General features: G+C 48.2%; 18 protein-coding genes. 8 read left to right on the forward strand and 10 right to left on the reverse strand.

What is annotated here, in order from left to right; translation table 11 throughout:
- Nucleotides 1-3: 3 nt before the first annotated feature.
- Genes THAL_RS07310 through THAL_RS07330 form a run of 5 tightly spaced genes read right to left on the reverse strand, consistent with a single transcriptional unit; the run spans nucleotide 4 to nucleotide 3,835 of the window.
- A complete protein-coding gene (locus tag THAL_RS07310) occupies nucleotides 4-240 on the reverse strand; it encodes a hypothetical protein (RefSeq protein ID WP_012992473.1) in 237 nt (78 codons plus the stop codon).
- On the reverse strand, nucleotides 212-610 hold the full coding sequence (locus tag THAL_RS07315; protein WP_012992474.1) for a flagellar export chaperone FliS: 399 nt from the start codon (nucleotides 608-610) through the stop codon (nucleotides 212-214). Before THAL_RS07315 ends, THAL_RS07310 begins: the two co-directional genes overlap by 29 nt.
- A complete protein-coding gene (fliD, locus tag THAL_RS07320) occupies nucleotides 607-1,911 on the reverse strand; it encodes a flagellar filament capping protein FliD (RefSeq protein WP_012992475.1) in 1,305 nt (434 codons plus the stop codon). The genes THAL_RS07315 and fliD overlap by 4 nt, the downstream gene beginning before the upstream one ends.
- 1 nt (nucleotide 1,912) lies before the next feature.
- Nucleotides 1,913-2,257 (reverse strand): flagellar protein FlaG, encoded by a 345-nt coding sequence (locus THAL_RS07325; RefSeq protein ID WP_012992476.1) that lies wholly within the window; start codon nucleotides 2,255-2,257, stop codon nucleotides 1,913-1,915.
- A gap of 45 nt (nucleotides 2,258-2,302) precedes the next feature.
- Complete coding sequence (locus THAL_RS07330; protein WP_012992477.1) at nucleotides 2,303-3,835, reverse strand: flagellin N-terminal helical domain-containing protein; 1,533 nt, start codon at nucleotides 3,833-3,835, stop codon at nucleotides 2,303-2,305.
- A gap of 88 nt (nucleotides 3,836-3,923) precedes the next feature.
- Here THAL_RS07330 and THAL_RS07335 point away from each other — a divergent pair, with 88 nt between their 5' ends.
- Nucleotides 3,924-4,745: a metal ABC transporter permease gene (locus THAL_RS07335; RefSeq protein WP_012992478.1), complete on the forward strand. Its 822-nt coding sequence runs from the start codon at nucleotides 3,924-3,926 to the stop codon at nucleotides 4,743-4,745.
- Here the strand turns inward: THAL_RS07335 and folK are convergent.
- The 3 genes from folK to groES all read right to left on the reverse strand — a co-directional run bounded on the left by folK (nucleotide 4,686) and on the right by groES (nucleotide 7,212).
- Nucleotides 4,686-5,186: a 2-amino-4-hydroxy-6-hydroxymethyldihydropteridine diphosphokinase gene (gene folK / locus THAL_RS07340; protein ID WP_012992479.1), complete on the reverse strand. Its 501-nt coding sequence runs from the start codon at nucleotides 5,184-5,186 to the stop codon at nucleotides 4,686-4,688. The two genes, THAL_RS07335 and folK, sit on opposite strands and share 60 nt — an antisense overlap.
- A 72-nt stretch (nucleotides 5,187-5,258) precedes the next feature.
- Complete coding sequence (gene groL, locus THAL_RS07345) at nucleotides 5,259-6,896, reverse strand: chaperonin GroEL (RefSeq protein ID WP_012992480.1); 1,638 nt, start codon at nucleotides 6,894-6,896, stop codon at nucleotides 5,259-5,261.
- Between the two features lie 19 nt (nucleotides 6,897-6,915).
- Nucleotides 6,916-7,212: a co-chaperone GroES gene (gene groES, locus THAL_RS07350; RefSeq protein WP_012992481.1), complete on the reverse strand. Its 297-nt coding sequence runs from the start codon at nucleotides 7,210-7,212 to the stop codon at nucleotides 6,916-6,918.
- A 190-nt stretch (nucleotides 7,213-7,402) separates the two neighbouring features.
- Here groES and trxB point away from each other — a divergent pair, with 190 nt between their 5' ends.
- From trxB to sppA, 7 genes are read left to right on the forward strand one after another with little or no spacing between them, the layout of a single operon-like run.
- Nucleotides 7,403-8,374, forward strand: coding sequence for a thioredoxin-disulfide reductase (gene trxB / locus THAL_RS07355; protein ID WP_012992482.1), 972 nt, complete (start codon nucleotides 7,403-7,405; stop codon nucleotides 8,372-8,374).
- Nucleotides 8,368-9,651, forward strand: a complete 1,284-nt coding sequence (gene mutL / locus THAL_RS07360) for a DNA mismatch repair endonuclease MutL (RefSeq protein ID WP_245522237.1) — start codon at nucleotides 8,368-8,370, stop codon at nucleotides 9,649-9,651. The genes trxB and mutL overlap by 7 nt, the downstream gene beginning before the upstream one ends.
- 5 nt (nucleotides 9,652-9,656) lie before the next feature.
- A complete protein-coding gene (locus THAL_RS07365; RefSeq protein WP_012992484.1) occupies nucleotides 9,657-10,532 on the forward strand; it encodes an ATP phosphoribosyltransferase regulatory subunit in 876 nt (291 codons plus the stop codon).
- An 8-nt stretch (nucleotides 10,533-10,540) separates the two neighbouring features.
- Nucleotides 10,541-11,824, forward strand: a complete 1,284-nt coding sequence (gene hisD, locus THAL_RS07370) for a histidinol dehydrogenase (protein WP_012992485.1) — start codon at nucleotides 10,541-10,543, stop codon at nucleotides 11,822-11,824.
- Nucleotides 11,821-12,375, forward strand: coding sequence for a hypothetical protein (locus tag THAL_RS07375; RefSeq protein ID WP_012992486.1), 555 nt, complete (start codon nucleotides 11,821-11,823; stop codon nucleotides 12,373-12,375). Before hisD ends, THAL_RS07375 begins: the two co-directional genes overlap by 4 nt.
- The gene (lgt, locus tag THAL_RS07380; RefSeq protein WP_012992487.1) at nucleotides 12,375-13,178 is read left to right on the forward strand and encodes a prolipoprotein diacylglyceryl transferase; all 804 of its coding nucleotides are present in this window, start codon (nucleotides 12,375-12,377) and stop codon (nucleotides 13,176-13,178) included. The genes THAL_RS07375 and lgt overlap by 1 nt, the downstream gene beginning before the upstream one ends.
- Nucleotides 13,163-14,011 (forward strand): signal peptide peptidase SppA, encoded by an 849-nt coding sequence (sppA, locus tag THAL_RS07385; protein WP_012992488.1) that lies wholly within the window; start codon nucleotides 13,163-13,165, stop codon nucleotides 14,009-14,011. The genes lgt and sppA overlap by 16 nt, the downstream gene beginning before the upstream one ends.
- 2 nt (nucleotides 14,012-14,013) lie before the next feature.
- Here sppA and THAL_RS07390 read toward each other — a convergent pair whose 3' ends face one another.
- Entirely contained in the window at nucleotides 14,014-14,427 is a 414-nt protein-coding gene (locus THAL_RS07390) for a phosphate-starvation-inducible PsiE family protein (protein ID WP_012992489.1), read from the reverse strand.
- Nucleotides 14,428-15,207 carry a citryl-CoA lyase gene (locus THAL_RS07395; RefSeq protein WP_012992490.1) on the reverse strand — a complete coding sequence of 260 codons (780 nt, stop codon included), beginning with the start codon at nucleotides 15,205-15,207 and terminating at the stop codon, nucleotides 14,428-14,430. It lies immediately after the preceding gene.
- Between the last annotated feature and the right edge of the window lie 4 nt (nucleotides 15,208-15,211).

Raw genomic sequence — 15,211 nt, forward strand, 5'->3', positions numbered from 1 at the left:
AGTTCAGAGGGTGTCCTTAAAGCGCCTTACGTTGACGAGAGCCTCTGCTATCCTGTTCCTAGCTTTCTCTAACTCTTCCAGCATCTGGTTCAGAACTCTGTAACATGCGTTGGCTTCCTCTAAGGACATACCATCCACGGGCGTATCCTTCAACTTATCCAGAACCTCCAAAAGCCGGTCCCAGTCACCAGCCTTAAGACAGACTTCGGCTTCAAGGAGAAGTTTCCTGAACTCTTCCATATATACTCCTCTCGGCTTCTTCCCAGCCTTCCCTAAGATCCAACAGTATACGGACCCACTTCTCCAAAATATCCGCTCTTTCTGTAAGAGCTACCAGGGTAAGGTTGTCCAGCAAAAGCTGGTATATATGGTGTAGATTCTTGGCTATATCACCCCCTTTTTCTATATCCAGTGTGGCATCCAGATAGCTCACTATCTGTGTTACCTTGCCCAGAGCCTCGTGGGCCCTCTTTCTTTCTTCCTCCGAAACAGAAGAACGACCGAAGATCTCTACGGCTTCCTCCAGAGACCTTATAGCTCTATCGTAAAGCAGAATGATCCTCCTAATAGGATTTGCTCCCATTACCATATTCTCCAGATAAGGATTCATCGCCTTCCTCCCTGTATATCGGATAAGCTTACCATAAAGGTGTTCAGCCTCTGTCTCAACTCTTCCATCTGTGCCATAAGGGATTCTATTTTGGAAAACTCTAACCTGAGGCGTTTTTCTTCCTCCTGAAGCTGCTGTTGAAGCTCTTGTGCTACACTGTTTATTCTTTCTTCCCTCTGGCGGTAGTCATCCACAAACCTCTGCAGGTCTGTGTAAATGTCATGAAGGAAGCTCCCCATAGAACCCTTAAGAGATGTAAGTATGTCTCTCAGTTGTGTCTCCTGCATAGTATTCACTTTATCCAGCTGGAGGGAGAGGGTACCATCCTCTGTGTAATACACGATCCCTCCCTTAAAGAGGGTGTCCAGGAAGGATGACAAGTTTCTCTTTATTCCCGTCACCGATGCATCTCCTTGAAAAGTTGCCCTTATCCCCGTCATGCTGTTTATCTGCCTGACCACCTTGTTGTAACTCTCCACAAAGTTTCTCAAAAAGCCCTCAATACCAGATCTGTCTCTCACCACGCTGATGACCGCCGTACCTACCTTCTGGACACTCAGGGTAATGCCTTGCACCACGTCCCTTACAACACCTGTAGGACTCACTATCTGCAGGTTACCTATCTGCAGGCGGGTGTTCTTCGCCTGCTGTATAGGGTTGTTGTAATCCAGGTCACCCACACTGAGAGAGGTGAAGTTCAAAGATATGACAGTGTTCCCTACAGAGGTCTCTTTGGTGCTAGCACCTTCATCTTTCTCCGACAGCATGAGTTTGTAAAGGTTTCCATCGTAGAGGACGCTGGCGGTTACCCTGGAGCCTGCCTTGGCATTTATGATGTTAACAAGGTCCTGCAACGTACCACTGCCATCACCTACGTAAAAGGATTCCACCGTGCTACCTGTATCGTACTTAACCGACAGACCGCTCCAGTTTACAGTACTCTGTAAACTCTGAACACCCCCTGTAGAAACGAGAACCTCCCTCTGGGGTGTTTGCTGGACGTTTACGTTAAAGGTCACCTCAGGGGCGTTTGCAGAAACATCCACTGTAACAACAGAGGGATCAGAAGAGCTCCCTATCTTGGTTCTCAAAAGACCATCTATGTTGAGTCCTTCCAAGAGGTCCCTGAGTTCTCTCACTGCCGACGCCAGGTTGGAAAGATCTTCTCTCTTCTTGGCCAGAAGTGAACTTTCCTGCGCCATCCTCTGTAAAGGTAAGGACTTCATCCTGAGGATCTGGTCCACCAGTGAACCCCAATCCCACCTCCCCGTAAGATTACTGAAATACACTTCCCCAGCCACATTAAACCTCCTTCTCAAAAAGTATACCCAACATCTCGTCAATCTTTCTCATCAGATCTAGAATGTACTCAGGGGGTATCTGTCTTATCACCTTCCCAGTGTCCCTCTCCACTATCCTAACTACGGGTATGTCCAGTTCCCTGTCTATGTCTATCCTTAGATAAGTGTTGAGAAGGTCAAACTTCTCCTTTACCTCTTTCATAACCTTCATGAGTTCATCTATCGCTCTGGTAGTTTGGGTAGCGTCTCTCTCCTTCGTGTTGTTGGAGTGATTCGTAACGTTCTGCTGTTGTAGATCCGGTATCTGTGGTTGTGGGAGAAAACTGTTCTCTACTTTGTTCACCATAGGTCACCTCCTAGGGAAGGGAGGACCCTTCCCCTCTGGAGGATTTTACCTGAGGAGTTGAAGAACCATCTGAGGAAGCTGGTTTGCCTGTGCCAGCATTGCCATGGATGCCTGCATCTTTATCTGCAGTTTGGTGAAACTGGACATCTCCTGGGCGTAGTCTGTGTTCCTTATAACATTCTCCGCTTCCTGCGTGTTATCTAACGCCGTCTTTTGAGCATCAAATATGGACTGAAGGTTGTTCATCACAGCACCTATCTGGGCTCTCACTTTATCCACCTTCTGTTGCGCTTTCTTTACTATGAGAAGTGCTTGCTCAGCACCCGTGTTATCCATAACGCTGATGGTATACAGATTCTTAAAGGTGGGTGTCGTGCTGGTAATTCCCAACCCGCCTAGGCCTGTTGATATGCTTACGGAGAAGGAATCGGTTCCAGCTATGTTCAGCTGACCTACTTTTACAGCATACACAGAAGAGCCGTTAGCAGTAACCTGCTGTGCTTGGGCACCCTGAAGTATTTGATCCAGGTTTACCGTGACGGAACCATTGGCACCGAAGGTGGCGCCCGTTACGGTTGCCTCTACAGCTATGGTCTCACCGTTGGTGGTCTTTAACACAAGTCTTCCATTATCTATGGAGGCGGTGATGGGGGCGCCTGACGCACTGGCTTGGCTGTTTATCGCGTCCACCAACTGTTGGAGGGTCGTTGTCTCGTTAAGGCCGCTTATAGAGAACACAGGAGTGGTGCTACTACCTACGTAGAAGTTTAAAGTTACACTTGCACCGGATGCATTATTGTAGGTTACTAAGGAGGTAAAGGTATTGGCAACGCTTCTGTTGGTAGCTGTGGCCTCAATACCCATGGACTGAAGGGTAGGGTTGTTGTTGATGTTCTTAGCCACCGTAGCCGCATCCACAAGACCCGGTCCATAACCTGATGTGCCACCCACAACATACTGACCAGCAACCTGTAGATACTCATTAGCATCTACCGTAAAATCCGTATTCGTGGTAGGAAGGGCTGTGGCACCAGAATACACGTTGCCGCTACCCGTTACCATATAAGCACCTAAGGACTGTGCTCTCACGTCACCTATAGACACAAGAACTGTCTGATTCATCCTCGGACCATAGTGAATGTACTTGTTGGTGAAACTTCCATCCAAGAGCTTTATACCGTTGTACTCCGTATCGGTACCTATTTTCTGTATGGCATCCACCAAGTTGTTTATCTCTTGCTGGAGAGATGCCCTGGCGTTGGGGTCGTTTATGTCGTTGGCTGCACTGAGGGCTCTGCTGTATATGGCCCTAAGTCTGTCGAAGATCTGACCTGCCGCGTTCTCAGCAATTCTCAAGGAGGAGATACCGGTCTGTATGTTTTGGTTTCCCCTTTCCAATCCTGCAGCTACGATAGATAGCTGGTCTGCTATAAACAAGCCTGCGGCATCGTCCGAGGCATCTAGGATCCTCATGCCCGTAGACAATCTTAGGAGGGATTTGTTCATCTCCCTCTCGTTACGTAGTATGGCGGTGTGTGTGGATGCGGCCTCATAATTAAAGTTTACACGCAGCGCCATCTCTACACCTCCTTAAAGGTTTTTCCGTTTCCTGTATATCTTTATCGGAACCTTTGGTAAAAGGTTAAGGGAGTATAATGCTACACCTATGGACAGCTTTCTAGAATACGCTTACAGGGGACTGCTGGCAGGCATCCTCATAGGTGCGTCCTCCTCTGCCGTTGGCCTGTATCTTATCGTAAAACGACTTTCCATGTTGGGAGCAGGCCTCTCTCACGCTGCCTTCGGCGGTATAGCTCTCGCTCTTCTTTTAGGTACTGACCCTACCCTCTTTACCGTACCTTACACCGTGTTGGTGGGTTTTCTCTTACAGCTTCTTATAGATAAGAAGGGTGTACCGGCTGATACAGTAGTGTCCTTGGTCTTCTCAGGTGGTGTTGCCTTAGCCCTCATCCTCATATCTGTAAGTGACCAGGCAGGTGTGGGTGTACAGTCCTACCTGTTTGGAAGTGTTCTTACGGTGAGTGATGGTGAACTCCTCTTATCCCTTTTGATCTCTGCCACCACCTTCATCTTTCTTACGGTGAACTACAGAAAACTCTTTATGATCCTCTTTAACGAAGAACTGGCACGTTTGAAGGGTGTGAAAGTGGGATGGATGAACTACTCTTTAGTGATGGTAGCATCAGCCAACATAGCTCTGTCCATAAAAGTGGCAGGGATAGTGCTGTCCTCTTCCTTTGTGGCTATTCCTCCCATGACAGCTCTCCTCGTGTCACCCTCTTTCTTCTGGACCCTAGTCTTCTCCCTCCTCTTCTCTTCGGCGTCCGTACTACTGGGCATAGCGGTATCCATAATCTACGATCTTCCTCCCAGTGGTGCCATTGTACTGGTTATGATTCTCTTCTTCTTAATGGCCGGAGGATACAGGCGGGTAAAGACAGGCAAAGGGTTTCAGATTAACCTTTAGCTTTTTCAGGTAATCTTCCAGGGGAACACGGGTGATGGGATGCTGTAGGTTGGGATCTAGCTCCAGGAGAGGGACCAAAACAAAGTCTCTCTCTGTCATGTAAGGATGTGGTATCGTCAAAAAACTCAGAAAGAGAATGTTGTTCTCGTAAAGGATTATATCCAGGTCTATCTCCCGGGGACCCCATCTGTATCTCTCTCTCCTCCCTGCCAGCCTTTCCACGTCCTTCAAACAAAACAGGAGCTTTATAGGATCAAAGGATGTTTCTAAGAGGAGTACTCCGTTAAGGAAAGATGGCTGCTGGGAAACACCCCACGGCGCACTTTCGTAAATGGTGGAGATCTTCAGTATCTTGCCACATGGCTGTAGAAGTTCTATGGCTTTGAGAATATAGTTGATCCTGTCTTCCACATTGCTTCCAAAAGCGATGAAAGCTTTCATTAAAGATGATATTAAGGAGGTAAGATGAAGAAAAATAAAAAATAAAAAGCCCCCGTGAGGGGGCTGCACAGTTTAGTCAAGTTCTGGCATTTCGGGAGAAGGTGTTTTCTCCTTCTTCTCTTCAGGTACCTCTGCCACCAAGGCCTCTGCGGTCAGCATGGTACCAGCTACAGAGGCGGCATTTTGGATAGCGGTCCTTACCACCTTGGTGGGATCTATGATACCGGCCTCTACCATGTCTTTGTATTCACCTGTGGCGGCATCAAAGCCCCAGTTTTTACCCTTTTCCTTACCCAGCTGTAACACCTTTTCCAGAACCACGTAACCTTCAAACCCGGCGTTAGCGGCGATCTGCCTGATGGGTGTTCTGCAGGCTTTCTTTATTATGTCCACACCTATCTGTTGGTCAGGATTGTCCAGCTTGAGGTTTTCGAGAGCTTCAGAAGCTCTTACCAGAGCAACACCACCTCCGGGTACGATTCCTTCTTCTACAGCGGCCTTGGTAGCATGCACAGCGTCTTCTACTCTTGCCTTCTTTTCCTTCATCTCAGCTTCTGTAGCAGCACCCACCCTTATGATGGCCACACCACCGGACAGTTTGGCGAGTCTTTCTTGGAGTTTTTCTCTGTCGTAATCGGAAGTGGTTTCTTGTATCTGCTTCTTGATCTGCTCTATCCTGGCCTGTATAGCCTCTTTGGAGCCCTTACCACCCACTATGGTGGTGTTGTCTTTGTCCACTATCACTTTGTCAGCTCTACCTAGCATATCGAGAGTCACGTTCTCCAGTTTGATACCCAATTCCTCCGTTATGGCGGTACCACCCGTCAGTATGGCTATGTCCTGCAGATAGTCCTTTCTCCTTTGACCAAAGCCTGGAGCCTTGACGGCACAAGCTCTTATCACACCCTTTATGTGGTTCACCACCAAGGTGGCGAGAGCTTCACCTTCCACATCTTCTGCTATGACCAGTATAGGTTTCCCTGCTCTGACCACTTGCTCCAGAACAGGTAAGAGATCCTTTACGTTGGATATCTTCTTCTCGTATATGAGGATGAAGGGCTCTTCCAGAACACACTCCATCTTGTCGGGATTGGTGATGAAGTAAGGAGACAGGTATCCTCTGTCAAACTGCATACCTTGAACAGTTTCCAGCGTAGTTTCGGCAGATTTGGACTCTTCTACCGTGATGACACCATCCTTACCAACAGCTTCCATAGCGTCCGCTATTATCTTTCCTATTGTTGGATCGTTGTTGGCAGATATGGTAGCAACCTGTTCTATCTCCTTCCTTCCGGAGACGGGAATGGAGAGCTTCTTTATCTCTTCCACCACCACCTGTACAGCTCTGTCTATACCCCTCTTTATGTCCATGGGATTGGCACCTGAAGCTATAGCCTTCAGACCTTCGTTAAAGATAGCCTGAGCCAGTACGGTAGCCGTGGTGGTTCCGTCACCTGCCACGTCCGCTGTCTTAGAAGCCACTTCCTTGACCAGTTGGGCACCCATGTTTTCGTAAGGGTCTTTCAGCTCTATCTCCTTAGCTACCGTAACACCGTCCTTGGTGACTAAGGGTGTACCCCACTTTTTCTCTATGATGACTTCCCTACCTCTGGGACCAAGGGTGACTTTAACGGCGTTGGCCAGCTTATCTACACCGGCTTTTAGTTTAGCTCTGGCTTCTTCTCCGTAGACAACCCTTTTTGCAGCCATGGCTACACCTCCTTGTTTTTTATTGCTCTAATATGGCAAGAACTTCGTCCTGAGACATTATCAGGTACTTTTCACCATCTAGCTCTACTTCTGTACCTGCATACTTGTTGAAGACTACTTTGTCACCCACCTTCACCTTTAAGGGTACTATCTGACCGTTGTTGAGGAGCTTACCTTCACCAACGGCTACCACTTCACCTATCTGAGGTTTCTCTTTAGCGGTATCTGGAATTATGATGCCTGCCGCTGTCCTCTGTTCCTGTTCCTCCTGTCTTTTCACCACTATCTTGTCGTAGAGGGGCACAAGTTTAGCCATGGCTCTCACCTCCTTCCTTTCAGGTTTTACAGTGAGATATTATATTAACACCCTTCGGGTTTGTCAAGAGGTATCCTCTTAAAATTTCAGTATAACTCACTAAGATAGTTTGAGAAAGATGGATGTATATGAAGGATGTCAGCCACATATCGTCTGAGGCCTTATATTTAATAAACTCTGGAGGAGGAACATGGAGCTAACGCTAACCTTCCAGCCTCAGAAGGTTTATGATGTCATCATCATAGGAGCTGGTCCTGCTGGTTCTTCTGCCGCTATATACACTGCGCGTGCCGGGCTTTCTACTCTGGTGCTCTACAGGGCCGAAGCCGACGGCGCTCTGGGAGTAACGCAGCAGATAGAGAACTATCCGGGTATACGAGGTCCCATATCAGGATACGAACTCCTCAAACTGATGCGGGAGCATGCCAAAGCCTTTGGTGCAGAGTTCGTAAGGGGAAAGGTGATAGCTACAGATCTGTTGGGTGAGATAAAGAAGGTGTACACAATAGACGGAAGGGAGTTTCAGGGTAGGGCTGTCATAATAGCTTCTGGTGCTATGGAGAGAACCAACAAGTTCAAGGGTGAGGAGGAGTTTTTGGGTAAAGGAGTATCCTACTGTGGTGTGTGTGATGCGGCTTTCTTCAAGGGCCGTCCTGTGGCAGTGGTAGGTGAGGACGATTACGCTCTTGAAGAGACAGAGTTTATAGCGCGTTTCGCCAGTAAAGTATATCTAGTGGTACCCTCCTCCCGTATAAAGGCGCCGGAGGAGATGGTGGAGGAAGTAAAAAAGCATCCTCATATAGAGATCCTTTTGCACCACAGGGTCCTTGAGATAGTGGGTAGTTCTTTGGTGGAGGGCCTTGCGGTGCAAAATATAGACACAAAAGAGAAAAAACTCCTTCAGGTGGATGGTGTCTTTATATTCTTAGGTGGAAACAAACCATCTGTAGACTTCCTCATGAATCAAGTGGAAATGACAGACGGGCACTGCATAGTGGTCAACGAAGAGATGATGACCTCTGTTCCGGGTGTCTTTGCTGCAGGAGACGTTCTTTGTAACAACATAAAGCAGGCGGTCATAGCGGCTGCGGACGGTGTAAAGGCAGCTTTGGCAGTGGATAAGTACCTTAACAAGAAGGCTAAGATAACCGCTCAGTGGTGAAGATAGAGATACTACCCCCCGATGTGAGAGCTTGCATAGCGGCAGGGGAGGTTATAGACAGCCCTGCTGACTGTGTCAAAGAGCTTGTGGAGAACTCTTTGGACGCTTCCGCCAAGAGAATAGAGGTAGAGATAGTAAAGGGAGGTAAAAGATACATAAGAGTTAAAGATGACGGCACCGGGATACCACCGGAGGATCTTCCCCTCGTTGTCCTTGAGGGTGCCACCAGTAAGATAAGGAGACTGGAGGACCTTATGCACACCACCACTTACGGCTTCAGAGGTGAGGCCCTACACGCCATAAGTAAAGTTTCCCGTATGGTGATAAGCTCCAGGTACTTTAGCGAGGACGTGGGAAGGGAGATGAGAATAGAGGGTGGACAGGTGAAGGAGATAACCCAGAGAGGGATGGGGATAGGTACACAGGTGGAAGTTTTTGACCTTTTTTACAACCTTCCCGTAAGGCAGAAGTTCCTTAAAAAGGAAGATACCGAAAGGAACAGAATAACAAAACTTATCAAACTGTACGCCATGGCACGGCCCGATGTGGCCTTCCGCCTTATATCGGAGGGGAAAGAATTGCTCGCTCTTCCACCCGCCCATCACATCGCCCATCGCCTTCAGGAGATTTACAATATGCCTTTTGAAACTTTTGAAAGAGAAAGCAATGGTGTAAAAGTTAGGTTGAGTGTGTCGGTAGGTAACAAAACTGGAGAAGTTTTCTTGGTGGTTAACGGTAGACCTGTTTATAACAAAAACCTTCTGGAATACATAAGAAGGCACGTAGGTTACAGAAAAGTTTGCCTGTGTGAGGTGGAGATACCTCCCTTCCTACTGGACGTAAACGTACATCCCAAGAAAAGAGAGGTTAGATTCCTAAAGGAGTCCCTTGTAAAGGACCTCATAAAGGAAAGTGTAACCAGGAGGGTTTATCTACCCTACACATTCCGCCAAGAGGAGACACCCTACCATCCCACTCCCCAACTCATAGGTGTTTTGGACGACACTATAGTGATAGCCAAGTACGGAGAGTACCTTTACTTTTTTGATGTACACCTCCTTTCGGAAAGGGATATGTACGAGAGGGGTTTGAGCTCCTCAAAAGCGTGCAGAGAAGCTATAAAGGCAGGCGACAGAGTGGAGATACCACAACTGGTAGAACTTCTGAAGCGTTGGACATCCTTTCAAAACAGGGAAGTGTGTCCTCACGGAAGACCTATCTACTTTAAACTCTCCATAGGTGAGATATACCGTCAGCTGGACAGGAAGGTAAAATGATAGCTATGAAAAAAGCAGGATACATACCGGAAGGAGAGAGGTTTTTCAACTTTGAAGACTCTAGAAAGTTAAAGGAGTCCTTCTTAGTAGCCTGTCGTGTTTTTGAAGATTTTCAGTTTATCATGCTACCCACCATAGAGAACTACCAACCCGAGTATTACGAAGGTTTCGGTGTGGAACCTTTCATAACGGGAACCACAGGAAGGGGTGAGGTGCTGTGTCTTAGAAGTGACTGGACCGTGAGTTTGGTGCGGTATCTATCTGGACTGCGGAAGCTGGATCTTCCCAAGAAAGTTTTCTACTGGGGTGCGGTTTTTTCACCTTCAGGTAGCTTTGAGAGATTTCAAACGGGTGTAGAGATACTGGGAATTTCCCATATAACAGCTGAGGCGCAGGTAATCACCAAACTGGTGCAGTACCTGAAAGAGATGGGAATAAAGGAGATGGTGGTGAGCGTGGGTCATACAGGTATAGTGAGGAAGCTCACGGAGACCTACGGTACCGATGTAAAGGAACGCCTCATGATTAAGGACTTTTCCCTCACCCAAAGAGCGCCCATTTTCAGGGAGCTTCTCACTTCGGAAGGAACAGTTCAGCATCTTTATAAGATGAAGGAGGTGTGCCCTGAGTGGGAAACTGAGATAGGAGAACTTCTCCAGCTGCAGTCCCTCCTGGAAGGAGTACCTGTTTGTTTTGATCTTACGGAGGTAAGAAGGCAGGATTACTATACGGGGATAGTTTTTGAGATCTTCCATCCGTCGGCTGGTAGCCCTGTGGCAGGAGGAGGAAGATACGACAGACTGTTTAGAAAAGACCATCGGTACGTACCTGCCGTGGGCGGAGCGGTGTATCTGGACATACTTCTTGATCTGGTGGTATAATCAGCATGATGAAGATAGAAGATCTGAGGAACACAGCGTGGAGATTTAACGAAAGGCTTCGGTACCTGTCCAGAAGGGGGGAGATACTGGAAGAAGAGTACGAGGCTGTGGTAAGGGAGATCATAAAGAGAGTCAGGGAGGAGGGAGACAAGGCTGTTATAGAGTACACGCACCGATTTGACGGTGTGGAACTAACACCGGAGACTATGGAAGTTCCTTACGAGGAGCTGGAAAGATCTTACGAAGAACTAGAACTTGATGTGAAACAGGCGTTGGAGGTGGCTCACGAAAGAATAAGGAGGTTTCACGAAAGGCAGTTGGAACAGAGCTACATGGTGGAAGAGGAGGGCATAATCCTTGGGATGCGGGTGATTCCTCTGGATCGTGTGGGTGTGTATGTTCCCGGAGGCAAGGCCTCTTATCCCTCTACCGTTCTCATGAACACCGTGCCGGCGGTGGTGGCAGGTGTAAGGGAAGTAGTAATGGTTTCGCCCAAGCCCAACAGATACACCTTAGCGGCAGCCTTTCTGGCAGGTGTTACGAGGGTTTTTAGTATAGGTGGAGCTCAGGCTGTGGCTGCCCTGGCCTTTGGTACGGAGACTATACCCAAGGTGGACAAGATAGTAGGTCCAGGTAACATCTACGTGGCTCTTGCCAAAAAGCTCCTATACGGAACAGTGGGTATAGATATGGTGGCAGGCCCATCGGAAGTACTGGTCATATCCGACGGTAGCGTGGATCCCAGGTGGGTGGCGGCCGATTTACTCTCCCAGGCAGAACATGACGAACTGGCTGGTGCCTTCTTAGTGACACCGGAGGAGGAGTTTGCCCACGAAGTTGTAAAGGAGCTGGAAAACCTGCTGACGGACTTTCCCAGGAAGGAGATAGCCAAAAAGTCTCTGGAAAGGTTCGGAACCGTCTTCTTGGTAGAGGATCTAAAGCAGGCCTGTGAGGTGGCCAACTACATAGCACCGGAACACCTGGAGATCCTCACCAAAGAACCTTTTGCTCTCTTGCCTTACATAAGGAAAGCGGGAGCGGTTTTCTTAGGACCTTACTCTACTGAGCCTCTGGGAGATTACGTACTGGGACCCAATCATACCCTTCCCACAGGTGGAACAGCTCGCTTTTCCTCACCTCTGGGTGTCTATGACTTTGTAAGAAGGTCATCGGTGATATACGTATCCCAGGAAGGCTTCCAGAGGGTTGCGGATGCCACCGAAAGCATAGCCATGGCTGAAGGGCTTCACGCTCACTTTCTGGCGGTTAGAGTAAGGAGGGAAGACTTGTGAAGAGATACGCCCTCTTAACTCTACTGCTCTTTATCTTCTCATGTGCTCCCCTTATATGTCCGGAGGAGCAGCAGATAAAACAGCGTTACTCCTATGACAGTGCGCCACAACGTTACACCGCTTACGCATCTGTATCTTACGGTGTCATTAAATTTCCCTTTGTGATAAAAAAAGAAGGGGCCTCTTACCTTGTAGAGGCAGGAACTCGGGGTAGTTTCTCCTTTAACATAGATGGGGTGTGTGTAAACGGGGTTTGTCTGGATCTTCCTTTCTCTCCTGACGGGATAATATTTGGTGCGGTGCTTAGAGGGGACGAGAAAGCCAGCTGTCAGATAGGTCACACTGTAGTGGAAAGGGATGACGGCAGCTTCCGTCAAAGATTTTACTTCGCGGAAGGTCAACTTCAAAAGGTGGAGGTTCTGGATAAAAAGCGCGACAAATTGGTGGTACTCACCTACGGCCCTAGAACTAAGGAAGGTTTTTACAGAAGGGTTAAAGTAGATTACGGTGACATATCTTTAGTAGTTAACGTGGATGAGGTGAGATACTGATGTTTCCCGTACTGGTAGAGTTCTGGGGCATAAAGATATACACCTACGGTCTTTTGGTGGCTCTCGGTGCGCTCGTAGCCTACTTTATTCTGCTGAAACTGGCCTCACGGGAAGGGTTAGACAAAGGAAAGGTAGAGAATGTGATGATAGTAACTCTGCTCTCAGGTTTACTGGGTGGGAGGCTGGCCTATGTGATAGAGCACCCAGAACAGGTAAAAGGCTTTGTGGACGCTTTGGCTATATGGAACGGCGGCATGGACTTCTTCGGAGGTCTAGCTTTAGGTCTCGTGGGTGCGCTGGGGGGTGTTTTCTACTACAAGCTTCCCCTGTGGAAAATAGCAGATATGTCGGTAATAGCCCTCTCCATAGCTCACGCGGTGGGTAGACTAGGTTGTACATCGGCTGGCTGCTGTTATGGTAAGCCCTATCCTGCAGAGAATACACTGCCGGGTATACATCTTTCCCCTCACTTTCCCTTCTTTTACGTGGTTTTTCCGGAAGGTGCCGTTGCTCCCCCTTACATGCCCCTCTATCCCACCCAACTGATGGAGATGCTGGGACTTTTGGTGATATTTTTTCTACTTTTGGCTATTTACCGTAGGAAAAAGTACGATGGGCAGGTCTTCGCTACCTACATGTTCCTCTACGGTGTCCTGAGATTTTTCCTGGAGTTCTACAGGGGAGTTACACCGCCCATCTCAGGTTTAGGACTTACGTGGAACCAGTTGGTGTCTATTCTCATGGTGGTTGTCTCCTTCATCCTTATGCTGACTCTTCGGAAGAGAGCATGGGTCGCTGGATAAAGAGAGTTCTCATCTTCTTTGGTATACTCTTCTCTCTGGGAATGTTGGGGACCTTCTTAGCGCGTTTTCCCATAGGTGACAGGATAGCGGTAGTGAAAGTGGAGGGGGTGATAACGGACCCTCAGGCTGTAGTAAGCAAGATGGAAAAGGCTCGGCTTGATCCTTCCGTGAAGGCTCTCGTACTGAGGGTAGAGAGTCCCGGAGGATCTGTGGGTGCATCGCAGGAGATATACAGAGAGGTAGAGAGATTCAGACAGTCCGGCAAACCTGTGGTGGTTTCTATGGGTAATGTAGCTGCATCGGGAGGTTACTACATATCTGCTCCTGCCAATGTTATATACGCCAATCCCGGCACTATAACGGGAAGTATCGGTGTCATCATACAGCACACCGATGTCCAACAGCTTCTAGAAAAGCTGGGTATAAAAACCACGGCTATAAAGACAGGTAAGTTTAAAGACACCCTTTCCCCCTTCAGGGAACTGACACCTGAAGAGAGGCAGTATCTACAGAACTTGGTGGAGGATGCCTACAGTCAGTTCATAGAGGCTATCCTGCGCTACAGAAAAGGGAAGGTTCAGGAGGATATACTGAGACAGATAGCGGATGGAAGGATCCTTACAGGAAAACAGGCAAAGGAGCTGGGTCTTGTGGACGAACTGGGAGACTTACAGGATGCCATACAGAAGGCAAAGGAGTTAGCCCGCGTGCCCCAGGCACGCGTTTTCTATATGGAGGACAAGAAAGGTTTTCTGAAACGTATGCTGGAGGGTAAAGTACCCTCCCTTCAACAGGTATGGTCTCCCCTCATGATCTACTATATGATGGAGTGATCTCACTTTTTTGGTGGTTTGTACACAACCGTTAAAGTCCTTGCTCCTACCAGAAAGGCCACGCCTGTGGACCAAAGGAGCACCTCAAGCCCCGTAAGTTTCTCCTCAAAGAGCTTTATCATAAACTCCCTTATGAAGAAAGCTATGAGAGCTTCCATAAGTACTTCCAGCCTCACCCTTTCGTACTCAAAGTAGTCTACAAAGGCCCTTATAATTTCCAAAACCACTATGAGAGACAAGGTGTTTATGATTAGTTCCTTAAAGCCAAGACGAACCGTCGCTTCTGTAAAGGTAAGTCCTATTTCCGCAAGGGTTCTGAAAACACCTACGAAGAGACCTACCAAAAGCACCACTATGGTGAGGTTAAAGGCCAATCTAATGAAGAACCTGTAGATACCCAGTATAAGCTCTTGCATTTACCTTCTCCTAAACTCGGGAGGTAACTCTCTGGGAGGAGTGCCCGTATACTCGGTCTCTGTCTCTTCGTCCAACCTTTTGGAAAAGGGTTTCTCCGTGGTAAGTTCTTCGTACACGTGGGCCACAAGACCGGCCACTCTGCCTATTATGAAGAAACCCTTACCTAAACGCCAGTCGAAACCCATTTCGGAGGCCACCGCCGCTATAGCACCGTCCACGTTGAGGACCAGTCTCTTTCCCTTCTGACGCGCTATCTCTTCTTGCACCTCCTCCGCAAACTGGCAGTGTTTGCCGTAAAAACCTAGATCTTTCGCAATATCCATCAACCTCTTAGTTCTAGGATCGTAATCCTTGTAGTATCTGTGTCCGTAACCGGGTATAGGCTTCTTGCTTTCCAGGTACTCTCTTACTATCTCAGAAACACTCTTTGTGCTGCTAACTCCTTCTTGTATGAATCTCATGGCATCTTCAAGAGCGCCACCGTGAGCGGATCCAAAGGCCAGTATACCGGCCGCCACACCCACGTTGAGGGAGTTGCCACCTGATGCTACCGCTCTCGCAGCTATAACAGAGGGTGGTGCTATACCGTGATCGATGACCGACACCAGTATAGCTTCCATCATCTTACTTTCCTTCTCGTTAGGTAGTTCACCTTTGAGGATAAGGTAGACAGCCTGCGCGTAGCTGAGGTTTCCTACAAGATCCAAAAGGCGGTACCCTCTGATATAGGTTTCGTGGCCAACGTGTTGTGTTATGGCAGTTCTCCATTTCTTCTCCATCTCA

It is taken from the genome of Thermocrinis albus DSM 14484, from assembly GCF_000025605.1.
Taxonomy (GTDB): Bacteria; Aquificota; Aquificia; order Aquificales; family Aquificaceae; genus Thermocrinis; species Thermocrinis albus.

What these genes read in the sequence shown, in the direction of transcription:
- THAL_RS07310 (WP_012992473.1), bottom strand. Translation starts at nt 240, where the DNA reads ATGGAAGAGTTCAGGAAACTTCTCCTTGAAGCCGAAGTCTGTCTTAAG.
- THAL_RS07315 (WP_012992474.1), bottom strand. Translation starts at nt 610, where the DNA reads ATGAATCCTTATCTGGAGAATATGGTAATGGGAGCAAATCCTATTAGG.
- THAL_RS07325 (WP_012992476.1), bottom strand. Translation starts at nt 2,257, where the DNA reads ATGGTGAACAAAGTAGAGAACAGTTTTCTCCCACAACCACAGATACCG.
- THAL_RS07330 (WP_012992477.1), bottom strand. Translation starts at nt 3,835, where the DNA reads ATGGCGCTGCGTGTAAACTTTAATTATGAGGCCGCATCCACACACACC.
- THAL_RS07335 (WP_012992478.1), top strand. Translation starts at nt 3,924, where the DNA reads ATGGACAGCTTTCTAGAATACGCTTACAGGGGACTGCTGGCAGGCATC.
- folK (WP_012992479.1), bottom strand. Translation starts at nt 5,186, where the DNA reads ATGAAAGCTTTCATCGCTTTTGGAAGCAATGTGGAAGACAGGATCAAC.
- groL (WP_012992480.1), bottom strand. Translation starts at nt 6,896, where the DNA reads ATGGCTGCAAAAAGGGTTGTCTACGGAGAAGAAGCCAGAGCTAAACTA.
- groES (WP_012992481.1), bottom strand. Translation starts at nt 7,212, where the DNA reads ATGGCTAAACTTGTGCCCCTCTACGACAAGATAGTGGTGAAAAGACAG.
- trxB (WP_012992482.1), top strand. Translation starts at nt 7,403, where the DNA reads ATGGAGCTAACGCTAACCTTCCAGCCTCAGAAGGTTTATGATGTCATC.
- THAL_RS07365 (WP_012992484.1), top strand. Translation starts at nt 9,657, where the DNA reads ATGAAAAAAGCAGGATACATACCGGAAGGAGAGAGGTTTTTCAACTTT.
- hisD (WP_012992485.1), top strand. Translation starts at nt 10,541, where the DNA reads ATGAAGATAGAAGATCTGAGGAACACAGCGTGGAGATTTAACGAAAGG.
- lgt (WP_012992487.1), top strand. Translation starts at nt 12,375, where the DNA reads ATGTTTCCCGTACTGGTAGAGTTCTGGGGCATAAAGATATACACCTAC.
- sppA (WP_012992488.1), top strand. Translation starts at nt 13,163, where the DNA reads ATGGGTCGCTGGATAAAGAGAGTTCTCATCTTCTTTGGTATACTCTTC.
- THAL_RS07390 (WP_012992489.1), bottom strand. Translation starts at nt 14,427, where the DNA reads ATGCAAGAGCTTATACTGGGTATCTACAGGTTCTTCATTAGATTGGCC.
- THAL_RS07395 (WP_012992490.1), bottom strand. Translation starts at nt 15,207, where the DNA reads ATGGAGAAGAAATGGAGAACTGCCATAACACAACACGTTGGCCACGAA.